The sequence below is a fragment of the Sphingopyxis sp. BE259 genome (assembly GCF_031457495.1).
In the GTDB taxonomy this organism is placed as follows: domain Bacteria; phylum Pseudomonadota; class Alphaproteobacteria; order Sphingomonadales; family Sphingomonadaceae; genus Sphingopyxis.
Genome location: NZ_JAVDWM010000001.1, coordinates 1,461,002 through 1,476,204 on the forward strand (window position 1 = coordinate 1,461,002; position 15,203 = coordinate 1,476,204).

Genomic DNA, 15,203 nt, shown 5'->3' on the forward strand with positions numbered 1-15,203 from the left:
TGCTTGCCGCGCCCGGCCCAAGGCAGAGCCCACTTGCCAGCCGCAATGATCCCGGCCAGATTGGTTGCGAAACAAAACTAAAGGAGGGGGCGGATGATCGGTGATTTCGAACAGCAGCGCGTGAAGCTATCGACCGGCGTTGAACTCGACGTCGTCGACATCGGCCCGCGCGATGCGCCGACGCTGATCTTTCTGCACGGCTTTCCCGAATCGCACCGCACCTGGCGCTATCAACTGCCGCATTTCGCGAGCCGCTTTCGCTGCATCGCGCCCGACCAGCGCGGCTATCGCGGTTCGTCGAAGCCGCAGGATGCCGAATCCTACACCCCCGACAAATTGATCGCCGACATCTTCGCGCTCGCCGATGCGCTGGGGGTCGGCGAATTTACGATTGTCGGTCACGACTGGGGCGGGGCGATCGCGTGGGGGGTGGCGCTGGGCGGCCAGCCGAATGGGCTGCATCCCGCGTGGTCGGGGCGAGTGACGCGCGCCGTCATTGCCAATGCGCCGCATCCGGCGATTTTTCAGCGGCTGTTGTTCACCAATGATCAGCAGCGCGCGGCAAGCCAGTATATCAGCATTTTCCGCGATCCCGCGAGCGACGCGATCATCGAAGACCATGGCATCGCCGGGATTCTGGCCCATGCCTTTGCCGGACGCGTGCCGAGCGGCGGTATCCAGCCGCCCGACGAGATCGCCCGATTGCTGAAAGATTGGGAGGATCGCGACACCTGCCGCGCGATGATCAACTGGTATCGCGGCTCGCCCGCGGTCGTCCCGGCAATGGACGCGCCTTATGCCGAGCCGCCCGCGATGCCGTTTCCCAAACTTAACATCCCAACGCTCGTCGTCTGGGCGCTCGACGACGTCGCGCTGCCGCCGTGCAACATCGACGGGCTAGCCGATCTGGTTCCCGCAGTGAAAATTGTTCCCGTCGCGGGCTGCGGTCATTTTGTGCCATGGGAGGCGCCCGACGCGGTCAACGCGGCGATGGACGCATTCCTGACCGGAAACTGAACCCGATTATTTCCTGCTAGCCTGAAAAAAAGGGTGGCGGGCGGCATGTTTGCCGCCCGCCTGGGGGGGGTCTGTTTTGGCATGTCAGGGGACATGCGAAAGGGTTTTGCGAGCGGCAGTTTCCCCCCGTTTTCTGCCGCCTTCCGTTAATTTTGGAGGGGCGAGTTAACCATAGATTTGGCCCAGATAGCAGGCTTTCAGATTCTCCCCAACTTGCCATACTCATGTCATGGACGTGGGAGGACTCAGGGTCGAATCGATCGTCGACCGGATCGATGGACCATCGAACTGGACATTCGAACGCGATGTCCACGTCCTCTATCTGTATGAGGCGGGAAGCTATCATTGGCTCGAGACATGGCTCGATAAAATCGCACCTCGCTGGGCGATCCCCTGCCGGGCGAAATGTGGCTGGCCCCCGCCGGGCGTCGCTATCACGGCGAGGCAAAGGGCGGCGGCGTTCGCTATGTCGCGGTTGAAATTCCTGTGACGCGGCTGACGGTGTCGCCGAACACGCGCGCGCTGGCGGGCCATTATGACCTGACGCTGGCGGCGCTGATCCGCGCGTTGGTCGCCGGGGATGCCGCCGCCGCCGACCCGTTGATCGTGATTCTCGCCAAGACGCTGGACGGAATGGTCGTCCGTCCGGAATCGCCTGCCGTCGTCCAGCGGATCAACGATCTGATGGCGTATATCCAGACCCAGCTCGAACTGTCACTGACTGTCGAAGAGATGGCGGCTGAGGCAGGCATGTCGGTCAACAGCCTGATCGTCCATTTCGCGCGCGCGACGGGCTACACCCCGGCGCAATATATGCTGCGCCAGCGGCTGCGCCGCGCCTGCTGGTTCCTGATGAACCGGCCGCTGTCGGTTGCCGAAATCGCCTTTGCCACCGGCTTTTCCAGCCACGCGCATTTGTGCGCGATCTTTCGCCGCAAGCTCGGCATGTCGCCGGGCGAATGGCGGCGGCGGCATGTGTCGGCAATTTTGCCGCCCGCCTTGGAGGAATAGACGATGTCGCACACCGTAGTCATGTTGCTGGCCGGCCTAGCGCTGTTGATCGTTTTCCGGGTCACGATCCGCGACGCGGCTCGGGCGACGCGGATGTTCCTGATCCTGTGGCTGCTCGTATCGATCGGCAACCTGCTCGTCGGGGTGCTCTACGCCGGTTATGGCTGGGCCGAGGAAGCGGGGATCTGGTTGCTTGTGTTCGGCGGCCCGGCGGTGGTCGCGCTAGTGGCGCGGCGGATCGTGCCTTAGTTTTCGGGCCGCAGCAAACAGCCGCTCGCGCCGGCATAGCGTGCGCTGCGCGAGGCGAGCAAGGGGACGCTGCCGGTGACCGTCTTGGTCGCCGGGTCTTCGCTCAGCGACACGATCTCCATACCCGGCTCGAAATCGCTCTGGCAGCTCTCCAGACTACGTCCCTGGACATAGCGGCACGAACAGCCGACGCGCGCCGCATAGGCGGACCCGAGTTCGGCCTGTGCCTTGAACGACGGGAATTTCCAGATCGCGAAGCCCGCCAGCAGCACCGCAAGGACGATCAGCCACGGCAGACATCCGCCCCAGCGGCTCGGCGTTTTGCGCGGGCGCGGTGAGGTCGGGTTGGGGGTTTCGGGCAGCGCCGCCGCGGTCGGCGTCTCGCCCGTTGAAGGACTGGTCGGGTTGGTGCTAGTCACTGGTCCCATGATCACGAAAAAACGGCTGCTGGCAAGTGCCGCTCTAGCGATGCTCGGAACCCTGTCGCTGGCGCAAGCGATGGGGCAGGGCAATATCGCGCCAGCGTCGCCGACACCAAAATTCGGTGCCTCGCTCGATGGGGTGGCGGCGGTCGAAACGCTGCAACCGCTGCCGGTGTTGCCCGCAGCGATCAAGGCGCGCGCCGACGCCTTGTTCGTCGATGCCGAGGACGTCGGCGAAACGCGCGCCCTGTTCGTGCTGCGCGATGGCGAGCCGATCTATGAACGCTACGCCGCGGGGTTCGGCCCGGACACGAAGCTGATCAGCTGGTCGATGGCGAAAAGCATCACCGCGGTGCTGACCGGTTTCCTTGTCGCCGACGGACAATTGGCGCTCGACGGACCCGCCCCGGTCGCCGCCTGGCAACGCAGCGGCGATCCGCGCGGCGCCATCACGCTCAAGCATCTGCTCCATATGTCGGCGGGGCTGGAGCATGTCGAAAATGGCGATCCGATCTGGCGTGGCGATACCGTCGATATGTTGTTCGGCCCCGGCGCCGCCGACATGGCGGGGTTTGCCGAAGCGAAACCTGCGGCGGCGCAGCCGGGTGAGATTTTCAACTATAGCTCGGCGACCAGCGTCATCTTGTCGGACATATTGGCCGACACGCTGACCCCGTCGCAAAGCCCGGCGGCGCGGCGCGACGCGATGCGCGAGTTCATTACCGGCCGTCTCGTCGAACCGCTGGGCATGACCAGCCTGACCCCCGAATTCGACGCCAACGGCACGATGATCGGCGGCTCGATCATGCACGCGACGGCGCGCGACTATGCCCGCTTCGGCGAATTTCTGCGCAACCATGGGGTGGTGAACGGCCAGCGACTGTTGCCCGAAAGCTGGATGGACTTCATGCTCAGCCCGTCGGCAAATGATCGCGGCTATGGCGGGCATATCTGGCTCAACCGGGCACGGCCCGCGGGCGCTCAGCCTGCGCTATGGCCCGACCGCGGCCCCAACGACCTGTTCGCATGCATCGGCCATCAGGGCCAGTACATCATCGTGTCGCCGTCGCAGCGGGTGACGATCGTCCGGCTGGGGGTGACGAAAAGCGAGCAATTCCCGGCGCTGCGTCGCCATCTGGCCGACCTGACCGCCGCTTTATAGCAGGAAATCGCCGACCAGCGTCGTGACGCAGCGACCGGTCAGCTCGACCATGTCGCCGTCGAGACGGCATCCGACATGACCGCCGCGCTTGCTCGCCTGATACGCCGCGAAACTGCCACGTCCCAGCCGCGCCGCCCAATAGGGGGTCAGCACGCTGTGCGCCGATCCGGTGACCGGATCCTCGTCGATCCCGGCACCGGGCGCAAAGCAACGGCTGACGACGTCGGCGCCCGACCGATCGCCATCGCCGGGCGCGGTCGCGATATACAGCACGTCACCGCCATCCCTGAGCGCGCGGAAATCGGGTTCCAGGGCGCGGACGCTCGCCGTGTCAGCATAGGCGATGACCGCATAGCCGCCGGGGTGCCACTGCGTTTCGACCGCATCGCCGCCAAGCGCGCGGACGATGTCGGGCATCGCTTTGGGGGCTGGCGCATAGGCCGGCAGCGTCATGCGATACCCCGCGTCCTCGCCGTCGTCGCCAAGCACGCGCGCGACGTGCAAAATACCCGCCTTGCGAGTGCGAAAGCGCATGTCCTGCCGCCATGGCGCCGCCGACAACAGCACATGACCGCTGGCCAGCGTCGCATGGCCGCACAGCGCGACCTCGACCGTTGGGGTGAACCAGCGCAGCTCATAATCGGCCTCGCCGCTTTCGTCAGGCACCAGAAAGGCGGTTTCGGCCAGGTTGTTCTCGGCCGCGATCGCCTGCAACACGCCGTCCCCCAGCCATTCCTCGAGCGGCATCACCGCCGCCGGGTTGCCGGTGAAGGCGCGGTCGGCAAAGGCATCGACCTGGCTCATCGGCAGGCGCCGTGCCGCGCTCATGGGTAGAGCATCCCACTCGACCAGCCATTGCCGGTGCGGGTGAACAGGGTGCGTTCGTGCAGCCGATGGGCGCGGTCCTGCCAGAATTCGATCACGGCAGGGGTCACTCGCCAGCCCGACCAGCGCGGCGGCCGGGGGACGTCCTGTCCGTCGAAGCGCGCCTGGATGTCGGCGAAGCGCGCCTCGAAAGTTGCGCGGTCGGCGAGTGGGCGCGACTGGTCGCTGGCCCAGGCGCCAAGCTGGCTGTCGCGGCCGCGCGTCGCGAAATAGGCGTCTGCGATCGCGTCATCGACGGGGCTCACCGGCCCTTCGATGCGGATCTGGCGCCGCAGCGATTTCCAGTGGAACAGCAATGCGACATGCGGGTTTGCCGCTAGCTCGCCGCCCTTGCGGCTGTCGAGATTTGTGTAGAAGACAAACCCGTCGGCGCCATGCCTCTTGAGCAGCACCATGCGAAGCGACGGGTGACCATCGGCGGTCGTAGTCGCCAGCGCCATCGCATTGGCGTCATTGGGTTCGCTGGCGCGCGCTTCGGTAAACCAGCCGTCGAACAGGGCGAAGGGATCATCTGTCATGAGCGCGTTCATACTGCGGCGCAGGGCCGCACGAAAGGCGGAACTTGACCGCGCTGCGACACATTACCACATCGACGCGCAATCGGGCCTTCCCGGCCAATCACTTATCGGGCTACAGGAACAAAATGGCCAATCCCTATTCCACCCTGGGCGTCGCAAAGGACGCGAGCGAAGCGGAGGTAAAATCCGCTTACCGCAAACTCGCCAAGGAATTGCACCCCGACAAGAACAAGGACAACCCGAAGGCGTCGGAGAAATTTTCCGAGGTCACGCGGGCGTATGACATATTGTCCGACAAGACCAAGCGCGCGCAGTTCGACCGCGGCGAAATCGACGGCGACGGCAATCCGGCGATGCCGTTCGGCTATGGCGGCGGCGGTGGGTTTCGCGGCGATCAGCGGAGCGGGCCGGGCGGGTTCAGCGGCTTTGGCAACGAGGGCGCCGACTTCGGCGACATTTTCGAAGGTCTGTTCGGGCGCGGCGGTGGCGCCGCAGCGGGCGGCGGATTTGGCGGCTTTGGCGGGCGCAGCGCGCCGCCGCAGAAGGGCGCCAACGTCGCCTATCGTCTGGCGGTGTCGTTCGTCGATGCCGCAACGCGGGCGCCGCAGCGGATCACGCTGGCCGATGGCGGCACCATCGACCTGAAGCTGCCCGCCGGGGTCGAAACCGGCACCCAGATGCGCCTGGCGGGCAAGGGGCAGGCGGGGCCCGGCGGCACCGGCGACGGCATCGTGACGATCACGGTCAAGGACCATCCGTTTTTCGTGCGCGAGGGCGCCAACATCCGCCTCGACCTGCCGGTGACGCTGGACGAGGCGGTCAAGGGCGCCAAGGTCAAGGTGCCGACGGTCGATGGCCCGGTGATGCTGTCGATCCCCGCCGGATCGACGTCGGGCAAGGTCATGCGGTTGAAGGGCAAGGGATTCAGCGAGAAGGGCGGCGGCCGCGGTGACCAGCTGGTGCGATTGATGATCGATCTGCCCGCCGATGACGATGCGCTGGTCGCGCTGCTCGGCGGCTGGACCGATCCGCGCGCGGTGCGGGCCGACCTTGGCGTGTGATGCGTGACTAACGCGACTGACCAACAGGCGGCCGACGCGCTGGCCAGACAGGTCGCCGAAGAGGTCGGCAAGGAGTTTCTGGCCGAGGGGCACTCGCCGCATTCGCCCGAAGCGCGCGCCGAACGCGCCAAGCGGATCAAGCTGCGCGCGCGGGCGCAGGGGGTTTTCGATGCCGGGCGCCAGCGGCTCGGCCCGGGCACCCGCGCCTTTCATATCGTCCGCCGCGTCGTCGTTGGCACCTATACCGACGGCTTTATCCACGCCGGCAATCTTGCCTATCTGGCGCTGATCGCGCTGTTTCCCTTCTTCATCCTGCTCGCCGCGGCCTTTTCGCTGATCGGCGGCAGCGTCGGCGGCGAGGCGGCGATCGAGGCGGTGTTCTCGACCATGCCGCCGTCGGTCGCCAGTGCCTTGTCAGGCCCGATCCGTGAAGTGATGAGCGCGCGCACGGGAATTTTTCTCTGGCTCGGCGCGCTGGTCGCGCTGTGGACCGTGGGCAGCCTGATCGAAACGGTGCGCGACATCTTGCGCCGCGCCTATGGAACCCATTTCAGCAAGGGCTTTTTCCATTACCGGCTGCTGTCGATCGGCATCATCACCGGCGCCGTCGTGCTGATGCTGCTGTCGTTCAGCATGCAGGTGCTGATCGTCGGGGTCGAACAGTTCGTCAGCCGCGTACTACCCGAACAATATCAGGCGGTCGGTGTGGTCGCGATTTCGCGCGGCGTGTCGGGGCTGGGCCTGTTCCTCGCCATCTATATGCTGTTCTACAGCCTCACCCCGTCGAAATACCGGCGGCTCAAGCAATGCCCGAAATGGCCGGGGGCACTGTTCACCACGCTGTGGTGGATCGGCGTTACGCTCGCGCTGCCGCCGCTGCTTGCCAGCCTGCTCAGCTATGACGCGACCTATGGCAGTCTGGCGGGTGTGATGGTCGCGCTGTTCTTTTTCTATCTGGTCGGATTGGGTATGGTGATGGGCGCCGAACTCAACGCCGCGCTCGTCGAGGTTGAGGATTTGGGCCACGACGCTATTGGGCGCATCGACGATGTAATATTGGCAAAGGCCGGAGAAGAACAATGACGGGTCTGATGAAGGGCAAGCGCGGGCTGATCATGGGGCTCGCCAACGACAAGTCGCTGGCGTGGGGCATCGCCAAGGCGCTGCACGCGCATGGCGCTGAGCTCGCGATTTCCTACCAGGGTGACGTGATGCTGAAGCGGGTGAAGCCGCTCGCCGACGAACTCGGCTGCGATTTCCTGATCGATTGCGACGTCGCCGACATGGACAACCTCGACGCGGCCTTTGCAACGCTGAGCGACCGCTGGCCGACGATCGACTTCGTCGTTCACGCGATCGGCTACACCAACAAGGAGGCACTGCGCGGCCATTATGCCGATGTGACGCTCGACGACTTCCTGATGACGATGAACATCAGCGTGTACAGCTTTACCGCGGTAGCGAAGCGCGCGGCGGCGATGATGACGCCGTTCGATCCCGAAACCGGCAAGGGCGGCGGGTCGATGCTGACGCTCAGCTATTATGGCGCTGAAAAGGTTATCCCGCATTACAACGTCATGGGTGTCGCAAAGTCGGCGCTGGAAACCAGCGTCAAATATCTTGCCAATGATTATGGGCCGCAGGGGGTGCGCGTGAACGCGATTTCGGCGGGGCCGATCAAGACGCTGGCCGCATCGGGCATCGGTGATTTTCGCCTGATCCTGAAATGGAACGAGCATAATGCGCCGCTGCGCCGCAACGTCACGATCGACGATGTCGGCGGTTCGGCGCTGTATCTGCTCAGCGATCTGGCGTCAGGGGTTACCGGCGAGACGCATCATGTCGATGCAGGATACCATACGGTCGGGATGAAGCAGGAAGATGCGCCGGACATTGCGTTGGTGTGATGTTCGATCTCGCCCTTGACCATGTCCAGATAGCGATTCCGGTCGGCCGAGAGGAAGCAGCGCGGGTTTTTTATGGCGTGGTCCTGGGTCTGACTGAACTGGCGAAGCCGCCGGAGATGGCGGCGCGCGGGGGATGCTGGTTCCAGATCGGCGCGCAGCAATTGCACGTTGGGGTTGAGGCCGATTTTCGCGCAGCGAAAAAAGCGCATGTTGCGCTGGCGACTGATGACTTGGTCTCGCTGCGGCACCGGATCGAAGCGGCTGGCCATGCGACCGAAGATGACAGTCCGGTCGATGGGCGCTATCGCTTTTTTACCGAAGACCCTTTTGGCAACCGGATCGAATTTATGGACAGGGTGGCGCGGGGAAGATGAGTTTCAACAGCTTCGGGCGCGTTCTTCGCTTCACGACTTGGGGGGAGAGCCATGGCCCTGCGCTGGGTGCCGTCGTCGACGGCTGCCCGCCGCGGCTGTCTTTGTCCGAAGCCGACATTCAACCGTTCCTCGATAAACGCCGCCCCGGCCAGTCGCGCCACACGACGCAGCGCCAGGAACCCGATCAGGTCCGCATTCTTTCCGGCACCTTCGAAGGCAAGACCACCGGCACCCCGATCAGCCTGCTGATCGACAATGTCGATCAGCGGTCGAAGGATTATGGCGAGATCGCGCAGGCCTACCGCCCCGGCCACGCCGACTATAGCTATGATGCCAAATATGGGATCCGCGACTATCGCGGTGGCGGGCGGTCGAGCGCGCGCGAGACCGCGGCGCGGGTCGCGGCGGGCGGCGTCGCGCGGCTGGTCATCCCCGAAGTGCAAATCCACGCCTGGGTTGCCGAAATCGGCGGCGATGCGATCGACCCTGCGAACTTCGACCTCGAAGAAATTGATCGCAATCCCTTTTTCTGTCCCGATCCTGCCGCGGCGCAGCGTTGGGAAGGCCTGATGGATGCCGCGCGCAAGGCGGGCAGTTCGCTCGGCGCGGTCATCGAATGTGCCGCGAGCGGCGTTCCGGCGGGTTGGGGCGCCCCGATCTATGCCAAGCTCGACAGCGACCTTGCTGCCGCGATGATGGGGATCAATGCGGTCAAGGGCGTCGAGATTGGCGCGGGTTTCACCGCGGCGCGGCTGCGCGGCGAAGAAAATGCCGACCCGATGCGCCCCGCCACCGACGGCAGCAACCGTCCCGATTTCCTGTCCAACAACGCGGGCGGCATCGCCGGCGGCATCTCGACGGGCCAGCCCGTCGTCGTCCGCGTCGCGTTCAAACCGACCAGCTCAATCCTGACCCCGGTGCCGACGATCAATCGGGCGGGCGAGGCCGCCGACATCGTTACCAAGGGCCGTCACGATCCCTGTGTCGGTATCCGCGGCGCTCCGGTGGTCGAGGCGATGATGGCGCTTGTGCTGGCCGATCACAAACTGCTCCACCGCGCGCAATGCGAGTGATGCGACGGTAATGGAGTTTATCCGCACGTTCATCGAAACGCACCAGGCTGTCATCGCGCTGATCATTCTGATCGGCATCTTTGTTGGCTTCATGCTGGAACGCCTGCCCGCGACGGTGATCGCGGTCGTCGGTGCCTGCATCTATCTCGCGCTCGGCATCCTTGATGGCGACGCGGTGTATTCGGTGTTCTCGAACTCGGCGCCGATCGTCATCGGCGCGATGTTTGTGCTGTCGGGGGCGCTGATCCGCACCGGGGTGATTCAGCGGGTCGCCGATGCGATCATGAAGCGCGCCGAAAAATATCCACGCCTTGCGATCGCCGAGGTGCTGGTCGGCGCACTGGTTGCATCGGCGTTTCTGAACAACACCCCGGTCGTCGTCGTGCTGTTGCCGATCATGCTCAAGCTCGCCGAAGTGACTGGGGTGAGCGCCAAAAAACTGTTGATGCCGCTGTCGATCGCCGCGGTGCTCGGCGGGACGCTGACCCTGATCGGCACCTCGACCAATCTGGTCGTCGACGGCATCGTGCGCGATGCGGGCATGGAACGCTTCGGGATTTTCGAGATTACCCCGATCGGACTGGTCACCGCGGCGTCGGGCATGGTCGGCCTGGCGCTGATGTGGTGGCTGTTGCCGTCGGACAAGCCGGTCAAGGGACCGGCGGGGACGCACGACGCGCATCAATATCTGACCGAACTGGTGCTGGATGACGACGACGAACTGGTCGGCATGACAGTCGAGGCATTCGGTGACCTGCCGCGGTCGGGGCGGATCGTCGGCATCCGCCGCGCATCGGCGGTGGTTCATGGCAGCGATCTGGAACACTGGATTCTCGCCCCCGGTGACCGGCTGATCGTCCGTGTCGACGGCGCCAGCCTGATGACGTGGCGCGAACAGGGGCGTTTCCGGCTCGGCATCGGCAGCGGCGAAGCGGCCGAAGGCGACATGGTCGTCGAAACGATGGTCGCATCGAACCACCCGGCGATCGGTCAGCGGTTGATCGACATTCCGTTTCTGCAGAAAATCCGCGCGCGGATCATCGGCCTCGACAGGCCCGCGCACGAGCCCGGGCCGGACCTGGCCAGCGTCCGCATCCGCCCCGCTGACCGTCTGCTCGTCGCGGGCGGCCCGCGCGAGGTCGAGGCGCTGCGCGACAATCCGCATCTGATCGGCGCCGATCTGGCGAAGGTGCGGGCGTTCCGGCGCAGCAAGGCGTGGATCGCGATCCTGTGCATGGCATCGGTCGTCACCCTCGCCGCGCTCGATATTTTGCCGATCGGCGTCGCCGCGATCATCGCGATCGGGGTCATCCTGGTCACCCGCTGCATCGACAGCGAAGAGGCGTGGGGGACGATCGACGGCGACGTGCTGATCCTGATCTTTGCGATGCTCGCGGTCGGCCTGGCGCTAGAGAACAGCGGCGCGGTCGCCATGATGGTCGGCTGGGTCAAGCCGTCGCTTGCCGATGCGCCGTCATGGGTGCTGATTTTCGGTATCTATTTCTTTGCCCTGATCCTGTCCGAACTGCTCAGCAACAATGCAGTTGCGGCGTTGATGACGCCGGTGACGCTGGCGATCGCCAGCGAGCTTGGGGTCGATCCGCGGCCATTGCTGATCGCGCTGATGATCGGCGCGTCGGCGTGCTTTGCGACGCCGATCGGATACCAGACGAACACCATCGTCTATGCCGCGGGCGATTATCGCTTCATCGACTTCGTCAGGATCGGCGTGCCGCTCAACATCATCACCGGCGTTTCGACCTGTTTCGCCATCGTCGTTTTCATGACGTGACGCGCCCTTGACGATGCGCGCTGTGGCGGCTCAAAGGGTGCCCATAACGGGTCCGCAACAGCGCGCCATTCATTAAGAATTTCGAGGGGGACGGCCGCATGGACCGCAAGCTGACTTGGTATATATTGGCTGGCATGGCACTCGGCGTGGTCGTGGGTTACGCGGTCCACATTGGCGTGGCCGCTGACCAACCGTGGTTCGAATATCTGACCAAGACGTTCAAGCTGCTGTCCGACATTTTCCTTAATCTGATCAAGCTGCTCGTCGCGCCGCTGGTGCTGTCGACGATCGTCGTCGGCATCGCGAACATGGGCGACAGCAGCGCGCTTGGGCGCATCGGCACGCGCGCGATCATCTGGTTCATCACCGCCAGCTTCATCTCGATCGCGCTCGGCCTGCTCATGGTCAACCTGTTCCAGCCTGGCATCGGCGCGCCGATCCCCGACGCGGCGGAGGCGGCCAAGATGGTGGGCGAGGTAAAGAAACTCGACGCCTGGGAATTCACCCTGTCGATCTTCCCCAAAAACGCGCTGGAGGCGTTGGCGGCGAACAATATTCTGCAGATCCTGGTCTTTTCGATTTTTGCCGGGGTCGCCTTGTCGGCGATTGGCGAAAAGGGCTCGGCCTTGGTACGCGGCGCCGACGCGCTGGCCGAAATGATGTTGCAGATCACCGGCTATGTGATGCGCTTTGCGCCATTCGCAGTGTTTGGGGCGATCGCCAATGTCGTCGCAAAAAGCGGGCTTGGCATCCTCGCGACCTATTTCGAACTGCTGGTCGAATTCTATATCTCGCTGTTCTTGCTGTGGATCATCTTGCTGACGATCGGCTGGGGGTTCCTGCGCCAGCGCATCTGGACGCTGATCCGTTATATTCGCGAGCCGTTGCTGATTGCCTTTTCGACCGCCTCGTCGGAAGCCGCGCTGCCCAAGATGTTCGAACAGCTTGACCGGTTCGGAGTGCCGCGCCGCATTTCGGGCTTCATGCTGCCTTTGGGCTACAGCTTCAACCTCGACGGTTCGATGATGTATATGAGCTTTGCGACGATCTTTATCGCGCAGGCTTATGGCATCGACCTGTCGATCAGCACCCAGGTGCTGATCCTGCTGACGCTGATGATCAGTTCCAAGGGCATCGCCGCGGTGCCGCGCGCCAGCCTGGTCGTCATCACGGGCACGCTGGCGCAATTCGGCCTGCCGGTCGAGGGCGTGGCGATCATTTTGGCGATCGACCAGTTCCTCGACATGGGCCGCACCGCGACCAATGTCGTTGGCAACGCGGTGGCGACCAGCGTGATTACCAAGTGGGAGGGTATGCTCGAAGTACCCGAACCCGCCGATGCCGAACGGCCGCATGCGCCGGCGCATACGCCGCACCATGGAACCCGCGGGCTCGATCTTCGTGATGACATGGGGGACGGCGAAAACAAGCCAGCGGCCGACAACGCATAATCGTCAGCGTTCCGGCCGCCCAATTGGGGGCGAGCAAGGGAGCTGAGCCATGGCCGAGGCCGCCGCGATCGATGAAGCAGACCGGGACGCCGTGCGCGCGCGCCGGTTGCGATGGCGGATGCTGGTGGGGTTTCTTGCCGGGCTGATTGTCGGGCTGGCGGTCCACTATGGCGCGCCCGACGCTTCTTGGGTCGCGGCGATTACCACCTATGTCACCGGGCCGCTCGGCCAGATATTCCTGCGCCTGCTGTTCATGCTCGTCATTCCGTTGCTGGTGTCGGCGCTGATCGTCGGGGTCGCCGATATGGGCGAGATGCGCGCGCTGAAAAGCATCGGCGTCCGCACCTTGATCTATACCGTAATCGTGGCGGCGATTTCGGTCGCGGTCAGCCTGCTCGTCGTCAACCTGCTCCAACCGGGAGCAGGGGTCGATCCGGCGCTGGCGCGCAGCCTGATCGCCGAGGGGGCGGAGGGCGCGAAGGCGATCACCGAGCGGGCGGGCGAAGCCAAGACCGGCATGGACGCCGTCGTCGCCATCGTCCCCGATAATTTCGTCGCCGCGATGAGCGCTAACGACGTGCTGGCGGTGATGTTCTTCGCGCTGTTCTTTGGCGTCGGGCTGATGCTGGTGCAAACACCGCAAACCGCGGCGCTCAAGTCGGTGGTCGAGGGCGTGTTCGCCGTCGCGATGAAGCTGATCGGGCTGGTCATTCAACTCGCGCCGATCGCGATCTTCTGTTTCATGTTCAATCTGGCGTCGCAGTTCGGGTGGGAGCTGATCATCCGCCTGTCGGCCTTTGTCGGGGTCGTGCTGCTGGCGCTCGCGCTTCAGATGTTCGTGGTGTTCCCGATCATCCTGAAGACACTGGCGAAGAAATCGCCGGTCGCCTTTTTTCGCGAGACGCAGGAGGCCTTTGTCATGGCCTTTGCCACCGCGTCGTCGAACGCGACCTTGCCGACCGCGCTGCGTGTCGCGCACGACCGGTTGCATCTGCCCGACCGGGTCGCGCGCTTTGTGCTGACCATCGGCGCGACCGCGAACCAGAATGGCACTGCGATGTTCGAGGGGGTGACGGTGATCTTCCTCGCGCAATTTTTTGGCATCGACCTGACGCTGACGCAGCAGATTTTCGTGATGCTGATCTGCATATTGGGCGGCATTGGCACTGCCGGAGTACCGGCGGGATCGCTGCCGGTGATTGCGCTGATCCTGGCGTCGGTCGGCATCCCACCTGAGGGGATCGGACTGATCCTGGGCGTCGACCGCTTCCTCGATATGTGCCGCACGACGCTCAATGTCATCGGCGATCTGGTCGCCGCGACGGTGGTGTCGGCGGGCGTGGCAGACGAAGCCGAATCGCCGTCCGCGGCGTCCACTTCCTAGTGTTGGCAGGTTAGTCTTCGCGTACCTTGTTTTGGCGGTCGGCGCGGCTTACCGGGGCCGGGCGGGGTTCAGGCGCCGCGGCGGGCGGCGGGGCAGCGCGCGGCGGGGCTGCGGCGGGCCGCGGTGCGGCGCGAACCGGCGGGGCCGACTGCGCCGTGGGGGGCTGGCGGACCACCGGCGCAGGCCGATCGGCGCGCGCGGGGCGCCGGATGTCCGCGCCCGGTCGCGGAGCCGAAAATATCTCGCCCGGCTCGGTCGCAGGCAGGTTACGGATCGGACGCGGACGACCGACGCCATTTTGCGGTTCGGGACGTGGACGGCCGCTGGTCCAATCGGGACGGCCGGGATTGCCGCTGACCGGCGGTGTGCCACCATTGCCGTCGCCGGGCCCGCGTCCGGGGCGTGTCCCGCGAGGGCCATCACTATCATTGCGGTCACCGCGGTTCCAGCCGCCGGGGCGGCCCGGACGTCCATCACCGGGACGGCCGTCGCTATCGCCGCGGTGCCATCCGCCGGGGCGGCCCGGCTGGCCATCGCCGCGTCCACCATGATGTTTCCACCAGGCGCGGCGGCCGCCCCAATAGTTCAGGTAACGGTCGCGCAGCGGATACCGGTTGCGATAATTGTCGAACATCCACAGGCCGTAACCGGGGTAATAATAATCGTCGTACCAGCCGCCGCCAAAGCCGATGTTGACGAAGCCGCCGCCATAATCCGACGCATCATAGCAATCATAGCCATAGCCGTCGTCATAGGCATAACCGTCATAGTCGTAATAGGTGCTGCCGTAGCGCGCCGCGCAATCGCCGCCCGATGCGTAGCTGGTGCCATAGACGTCGCCGTAATAGCAGCCGCCGAGCGTTGTCGCCGTGATCGCGCCGAGGGCGATGGACAAGG

The 15,203-nt window shown here is 64.7% G+C and carries 16 protein-coding genes; 12 read left to right on the forward strand and 4 right to left on the reverse strand.

What is annotated here, in order from left to right; all coding sequences use genetic code 11:
• The first annotated feature begins 93 nt into the window (after positions 1-93).
• From J2X44_RS07080 to J2X44_RS07090, 3 genes are all read left to right on the forward strand, one after another.
• Positions 94-1,017 (forward strand): alpha/beta hydrolase, encoded by a 924-nt coding sequence (locus J2X44_RS07080; RefSeq protein ID WP_310088821.1) that lies wholly within the window; start codon positions 94-96, stop codon positions 1,015-1,017.
• A 405-nt stretch (positions 1,018-1,422) separates the two neighbouring features.
• The gene (locus tag J2X44_RS07085) at positions 1,423-2,028 is read left to right on the forward strand and encodes an AraC family transcriptional regulator (RefSeq protein WP_310088822.1); all 606 of its coding nucleotides are present in this window, start codon (positions 1,423-1,425) and stop codon (positions 2,026-2,028) included.
• Between the two features lie 3 nt (positions 2,029-2,031).
• Positions 2,032-2,277, forward strand: coding sequence for a hypothetical protein (locus tag J2X44_RS07090; RefSeq protein ID WP_310088823.1), 246 nt, complete (start codon positions 2,032-2,034; stop codon positions 2,275-2,277).
• Here J2X44_RS07090 and J2X44_RS07095 read toward each other — a convergent pair.
• Complete coding sequence (locus J2X44_RS07095; protein ID WP_310088824.1) at positions 2,274-2,705, reverse strand: hypothetical protein; 432 nt, start codon at positions 2,703-2,705, stop codon at positions 2,274-2,276. The genes J2X44_RS07090 and J2X44_RS07095 overlap by 4 nt on opposite strands.
• Between J2X44_RS07095 and J2X44_RS07100 the strand changes: the two genes are divergently transcribed.
• On the forward strand, positions 2,704-3,861 hold the full coding sequence (locus J2X44_RS07100) for a serine hydrolase (protein ID WP_310088825.1): 1,158 nt from the start codon (positions 2,704-2,706) through the stop codon (positions 3,859-3,861). The genes J2X44_RS07095 and J2X44_RS07100 overlap by 2 nt on opposite strands.
• Here J2X44_RS07100 and J2X44_RS07105 read toward each other — a convergent pair.
• Positions 3,856-4,689 (reverse strand): PhzF family phenazine biosynthesis protein, encoded by an 834-nt coding sequence (locus J2X44_RS07105; RefSeq protein WP_310088826.1) that lies wholly within the window; start codon positions 4,687-4,689, stop codon positions 3,856-3,858. The genes J2X44_RS07100 and J2X44_RS07105 overlap by 6 nt on opposite strands.
• The gene (pdxH, locus tag J2X44_RS07110; RefSeq protein WP_310088827.1) at positions 4,686-5,264 is read right to left on the reverse strand and encodes a pyridoxamine 5'-phosphate oxidase; all 579 of its coding nucleotides are present in this window, start codon (positions 5,262-5,264) and stop codon (positions 4,686-4,688) included. The genes J2X44_RS07105 and pdxH overlap by 4 nt, the downstream gene beginning before the upstream one ends.
• 125 nt (positions 5,265-5,389) lie before the next feature.
• On the opposite strand from pdxH, the gene J2X44_RS07115 reads away from it, so the two are divergent.
• The 8 genes from J2X44_RS07115 to J2X44_RS07150 all read left to right on the forward strand — a co-directional run bounded on the left by J2X44_RS07115 (position 5,390) and on the right by J2X44_RS07150 (position 14,306).
• Entirely contained in the window at positions 5,390-6,325 is a 936-nt protein-coding gene (locus tag J2X44_RS07115) for a DnaJ C-terminal domain-containing protein (RefSeq protein ID WP_310088828.1), read from the forward strand.
• Between the two features lie 3 nt (positions 6,326-6,328).
• On the forward strand, positions 6,329-7,408 hold the full coding sequence (locus J2X44_RS07120; RefSeq protein ID WP_310088829.1) for a YihY/virulence factor BrkB family protein: 1,080 nt from the start codon (positions 6,329-6,331) through the stop codon (positions 7,406-7,408).
• The gene (fabI, locus tag J2X44_RS07125) at positions 7,405-8,232 is read left to right on the forward strand and encodes an enoyl-ACP reductase FabI (protein ID WP_310088830.1); all 828 of its coding nucleotides are present in this window, start codon (positions 7,405-7,407) and stop codon (positions 8,230-8,232) included. The genes J2X44_RS07120 and fabI overlap by 4 nt, the downstream gene beginning before the upstream one ends.
• Positions 8,232-8,606 (forward strand): VOC family protein, encoded by a 375-nt coding sequence (locus J2X44_RS07130; protein ID WP_310088831.1) that lies wholly within the window; start codon positions 8,232-8,234, stop codon positions 8,604-8,606. The genes fabI and J2X44_RS07130 overlap by 1 nt, the downstream gene beginning before the upstream one ends.
• On the forward strand, positions 8,603-9,679 hold the full coding sequence (aroC, locus tag J2X44_RS07135) for a chorismate synthase (RefSeq protein ID WP_310088832.1): 1,077 nt from the start codon (positions 8,603-8,605) through the stop codon (positions 9,677-9,679). The genes J2X44_RS07130 and aroC overlap by 4 nt, the downstream gene beginning before the upstream one ends.
• 10 nt (positions 9,680-9,689) lie before the next feature.
• Positions 9,690-11,471, forward strand: a complete 1,782-nt coding sequence (locus J2X44_RS07140; RefSeq protein ID WP_310088833.1) for an SLC13 family permease — start codon at positions 9,690-9,692, stop codon at positions 11,469-11,471.
• Between the two features lie 98 nt (positions 11,472-11,569).
• Complete coding sequence (locus J2X44_RS07145; protein ID WP_310249227.1) at positions 11,570-12,922, forward strand: dicarboxylate/amino acid:cation symporter; 1,353 nt, start codon at positions 11,570-11,572, stop codon at positions 12,920-12,922.
• A 49-nt stretch (positions 12,923-12,971) separates the two neighbouring features.
• Complete coding sequence (locus J2X44_RS07150; protein WP_310088835.1) at positions 12,972-14,306, forward strand: dicarboxylate/amino acid:cation symporter; 1,335 nt, start codon at positions 12,972-12,974, stop codon at positions 14,304-14,306.
• Positions 14,307-14,316: 10 nt separating this feature from the next.
• Here J2X44_RS07150 and J2X44_RS07155 read toward each other — a convergent pair whose 3' ends face one another.
• Entirely contained in the window at positions 14,317-15,201 is an 885-nt protein-coding gene (locus tag J2X44_RS07155) for a hypothetical protein (protein ID WP_310088836.1), read from the reverse strand.
• Positions 15,202-15,203 lie beyond the last annotated feature (2 nt).

Bases quoted from the DNA above. Each gene is read 5' to 3' on its own strand.
- pdxH (WP_310088827.1), bottom strand. From the start codon at position 5,264: ATGACAGATGATCCCTTCGCCCTGTTCGACGGCTGGTTTACCGAAGCG.
- J2X44_RS07105 (WP_310088826.1), bottom strand. From the start codon at position 4,689: ATGAGCGCGGCACGGCGCCTGCCGATGAGCCAGGTCGATGCCTTTGCC.
- J2X44_RS07145 (WP_310249227.1), top strand. From the start codon at position 11,570: ATGGACCGCAAGCTGACTTGGTATATATTGGCTGGCATGGCACTCGGC.
- J2X44_RS07085 (WP_310088822.1), top strand. From the start codon at position 1,423: ATGTGGCTGGCCCCCGCCGGGCGTCGCTATCACGGCGAGGCAAAGGGC.
- J2X44_RS07140 (WP_310088833.1), top strand. From the start codon at position 9,690: ATGGAGTTTATCCGCACGTTCATCGAAACGCACCAGGCTGTCATCGCG.
- aroC (WP_310088832.1), top strand. From the start codon at position 8,603: ATGAGTTTCAACAGCTTCGGGCGCGTTCTTCGCTTCACGACTTGGGGG.
- J2X44_RS07115 (WP_310088828.1), top strand. From the start codon at position 5,390: ATGGCCAATCCCTATTCCACCCTGGGCGTCGCAAAGGACGCGAGCGAA.
- J2X44_RS07150 (WP_310088835.1), top strand. From the start codon at position 12,972: ATGGCCGAGGCCGCCGCGATCGATGAAGCAGACCGGGACGCCGTGCGC.
- J2X44_RS07090 (WP_310088823.1), top strand. From the start codon at position 2,032: ATGTCGCACACCGTAGTCATGTTGCTGGCCGGCCTAGCGCTGTTGATC.
- fabI (WP_310088830.1), top strand. From the start codon at position 7,405: ATGACGGGTCTGATGAAGGGCAAGCGCGGGCTGATCATGGGGCTCGCC.
- J2X44_RS07100 (WP_310088825.1), top strand. From the start codon at position 2,704: ATGATCACGAAAAAACGGCTGCTGGCAAGTGCCGCTCTAGCGATGCTC.
- J2X44_RS07130 (WP_310088831.1), top strand. From the start codon at position 8,232: ATGTTCGATCTCGCCCTTGACCATGTCCAGATAGCGATTCCGGTCGGC.
- J2X44_RS07080 (WP_310088821.1), top strand. From the start codon at position 94: ATGATCGGTGATTTCGAACAGCAGCGCGTGAAGCTATCGACCGGCGTT.
- J2X44_RS07095 (WP_310088824.1), bottom strand. From the start codon at position 2,705: ATGGGACCAGTGACTAGCACCAACCCGACCAGTCCTTCAACGGGCGAG.